Origin of the sequence: Bacillus sp. JJ1566 (genome assembly GCF_036962685.1) — a bacterium.
Taxonomy (GTDB): Bacteria; Bacillota; Bacilli; order Bacillales; family Bacillaceae_L; genus Ferdinandcohnia.
In genome coordinates this window covers 30449-34419 of sequence record NZ_JBALOP010000040.1, presented here as the reverse complement: position 1 = coordinate 34419, position 3971 = coordinate 30449, and the positions used below count along the sequence as shown (strand labels likewise).

The 3971-nt window shown below is 39.7% G+C and carries 2 protein-coding genes and 1 pseudogene; 1 reads left to right on the top strand and 2 read right to left on the bottom strand.

Annotation, left to right across the window (positions count from 1 at the left end; translation table 11 throughout):
• Window positions 1–1348 (bottom strand): leucine-rich repeat domain-containing protein (locus V7112_RS15555; RefSeq protein ID WP_335421391.1); only part of this gene is annotated, 1348 nt, incomplete at its 3' end.
• Window positions 1349–1573: 225 nt separating this feature from the next.
• Here V7112_RS15555 and V7112_RS15550 point away from each other — a divergent pair.
• A complete protein-coding gene (locus V7112_RS15550) occupies window positions 1574–3391 on the top strand; it encodes a hypothetical protein (protein ID WP_335421390.1) in 1818 nt (605 codons plus the stop codon).
• Between the two features lie 164 nt (window positions 3392–3555).
• Here V7112_RS15550 and V7112_RS15545 read toward each other — a convergent pair.
• Window positions 3556–3971, bottom strand: a pseudogene (locus V7112_RS15545) (choline-binding protein A); the annotation flags it as partial.

The following is a 3971-nucleotide window of genomic DNA, read 5'->3' as shown; positions in this document are numbered from 1 at the left end:
AGCTGTTTGTCAGCATTTTTCCACCTTTGCCTAGGTAGTACCATGCGCTACCGCTTTGGACCCATTTATTTTCAGCCATCGAGCCGTCAGCATTGAAGTAGTACCATACGCTACCGATTTCTGCCCAACCAGTATGGTAGTTGCCGAATTGATCTTCATAGTACCATTTGTTGTTATAATATACCCATTCGAATACAGGGATTTCTTCTTCATAATTATCGAAATACACATATACCCCGTTTGCTTTTAAAGCTTCCATAATCTCAAGGGAAGCATCACTTAATGGATTCATATCAAGATACACGTATTCTAAAGCAGATAGGTTTTGAAGTACTGAAATATCACTTATATTATTTTCAGATAAAACAACAGAATTTAATTGATTTAGGCCATTCAATGGAGAAATATCTGTTATGTTGTTTCCGTAAATATATAGGTCTACTAGGTTCTTCAAATTTGAGACAAATGAAATATCAGATAGATTTGTTAAGGATATATCCAAAAAGACTAGGTTTGTTAGTGTTCCAACTGCAGAGAAATCTGCTAATTCAATTCCACCCAAGCCTAAATGTTGCAGATTCGTTAGGTTTGTTAGTGGAGATAGATCTGTGATTGGATTCATACTTAAACCTACACTAGTTAAATTTGTTAAATTTGCTAGTGGTGATAAATCAGAAATTTGGTTACCTGCCAATTCAAGGTTATCAAGGTTTGTTGCTTCCTCAAGCCCCGCTAAAGATTGGATGCCTACGCCATACGCATATAAATACTCTAGATTTACTAAATCACTTTGTTCAAGTGGACGGTCCCAAATATTTAGATTTTGTTTGACCATAACCTCTAAAGCTGCATCGTTAAAATAAGTAGGTACCGGAAAAGTAGAAAATGTTTCAATGGCACTTGCGATAACCTCGCCACCGCTTACTAATCTTACTTCCACTTCATATTCAGTGTCAGGAGTAAGTCCCTCAAAGTTGTAAGTAATGTCATCGGCGTAAGGAATTGTGTTATCCAAAACACCGTTTAGGAAAATTTCAAACTCAAGTCCAGCAACATCTTCTGTTCCAATATGATAAAAGTTGACGCTTAAAGTTGTATCCTGTGCTCCCGCACTATAAAGTCCAATATAGTCAAATTCATATGTATCGCAGGTTGGATCTCCGTACACATCACATGTCGGATATGTATCATTTGTTACGGATACAGATGCCTTTGGAGCTAGTTTTGATTCTAGTTGTGGAGCTAATTTTGGTGTTGCATTTTCAGCGCCTACAGACGTAACAGGCAACAGGAATGTAACGATTAATGAAAAGATTAATAGTGCATTTACAAATTTAAATTTTCGCACGTTGAATATCCTCCTTTTTCTTTTTCTGGTTAAACCTTCTAAATTATACTAGACTTATAGGACAAAAGAAATATAAATATAGAATATTTTGTCGATTGGTAGAGGTTTTTGTCCGAACGTAGGTGAAACACAGGAATGATGAACTACTTATTTCGAGTAATATTTGTATTCCTCAATTATAATTTAATATTGTGTCAATTACATATAGTAGGAGGATTAAAAAGGATGAAAAGTAAGACAATCTTGATAGCACTTTTATTCGTATTAGGTGGGCTTGTTTTCCCGAATGAACCAGTTAAAGCAGCAACTCCTTTAAAAGAAATTGAATTAACGGATTCCTATTATGTTTCAGATGCAGTTCTCTATAAGGACAAGGCATTTCTGATTGGTGGAGAACGTGTTGCAAATTATGCAGATACTAAAATTCAAATTGCTGTAACAGATGGGGATCGTATTGATGTGATTATTCCAGCATCTGAATTTAATAAAGTTGTATCTGAAGGTCCTAACCCATACATATTTGGTGAAACAGATCGTGAGTTATTCATTGGAATCGATGGCGATGGGTACAACCTATCTACTGTATATGTCATCGATAAGGATACTGAGAATTATGAAAAGCTGACAGCAGATGAGTTTCATAATCCTTATCGCGCGATGTTAGAGGAAAACGGATATGACTCAGAAGTTTACTCCCTTGATTACTCAACTAATAGAGAAAGTGGCGATGTTTGGGCTGTCGCATATAAGAGCTCTGAGTATAGCTACGAGCTTGAAGAGGAAGTTCCGGGCCATGCGATTGTATTAAATAACAATCATGGTGTCATTAAGTATTACGAGGATTTGAAAATTCCTTATAATGGTTCCTACTTTTATGCTGCACAAATCAGTTATAAAATTACTAGCGATAAAGACGGAAACTTTTATTTTGTAAATGATTTTGGTAGTGAAAACTACTTTGTGAAATTGAATGTGAATGGTTCTGATACGAAGTATTCGTATCCTAAAGAGTATCGGTTCTCATTTGATGAGTTGATTGTTAATGGACCCATTTTGTATGCTGATTATTCCAAGGTTAACGAAAATAACCGCACTTCTGATTTTACAGGCGTATTCAAAATGGTAGATGGGCAATTACAGCAATTGAAGTCATCCTCTCCCCAATTGTTTAGCATGGTACTAGATACTAATGGTAACCTATGGCATTCGGGATGGGTTGATAACACAATTGGATGGGCGTTTGGGTTTTTAGATGGTACTTCCCATAACGCTACGAATGTCTTTTTACGACCAGGAGTCTCATACTTTGATGTGTATGACAATACCTTATTCGTTTATAGTGTTGATGGGTTTGCGTTTGTTGATGTTCCAACTGCTAGTGCAGAAAAAAGTGGTTGGGAAGCTGTAAATGGCTCCTGGTATTTTTATAAAGATGGTGTGAAGCAAACGGGTTGGGTCAATGATAGAGGGACTTGGTACTTCCTTGATGGCAATGGCGCAATGAAAACCGGTTGGCTTTCTGATGGTGGCACTTGGTACTTCCTTGATGGTAGCGGCGCGATGAAGACTGGTTGGCTTTATAATGGCGGGACTTGGTATTTCCTTGAAGGCAGCGGTGCGATGAAAAAAGGCTGGCTTTATAATGGAGGGACTTGGTATTTCTTTGAAAATAGCGGTGCGATGAAGAAAGGCTGGCTTTATAATGGAGGGACTTGGTATTTCTTTGAAGGTAGCGGTGCCATGAAGAAAGGCTGGCTCAATAGTGCTGGAACTTGGTATTTCTTTGAAGGCAGCGGTGCCATGAAGACTGGCTGGGCTTCTATCGGCGGAACTTGGTACTACTTTAATGGCAGTGGTGCAATGAAGACTGGTTGGCTTTCAAATGGCAGTACCTGGTACTTCCTTGATAACAATGGTGCCATGAAAACTGGCTGGGTTTCTACTGGTGGAAAGTGGTACTATTTTTACAATAGCGGTGCCATGGCCTCCAATACAACAATCGGTGGATATCGATTCGGTACTGATGGGGCTTGGATACACTAAAAAATAGCGGTGAGTTGCTTCGGCAGCTCACCTTTTTTGGGACGCGGGGACAGGTTCCTTGTCCCAAATGGGACGAGGAACCTGTCCCCGCGTCCCACACAAAAAAAGAAAAGAAGCAAAAATGCTTCTCTCCTTGAGCGAAGGGCTAGACCCACCTTATTCAGTTATTGAATCCACGCGCCACTTGGGCCTAGTTTGTAGCCGCCAATTGTTGTGTTGGCAGCCATTAGTCCGCTGTTGTAGAAGTAATACCACTGTCCGCCAATTAGTTGCCAGCCTGTTTTCATGCTTCCGCCACTACCGAGGTAGTACCAGCCGCCATCGTAAAGCCAGCTATTTTCTAGCATTACACCACTATTGTTGAAGTAATACCAAGCGCCACTAGTGCTCACCCATTGGTTTGCTGCCATAACGCCGTTAGAGCCAAGATAGTACCATTTGCCGTCATAAACCCAGCTATTTGACTTCATGGCTCCACCTTTGCCCATGTAATACCAGGCGCCACCGCTTTGAACCCAAGCATTTTCAAGCATGACACCATTTTTATTTACATAGTACCAGGCACCATCTTGGACCCAGC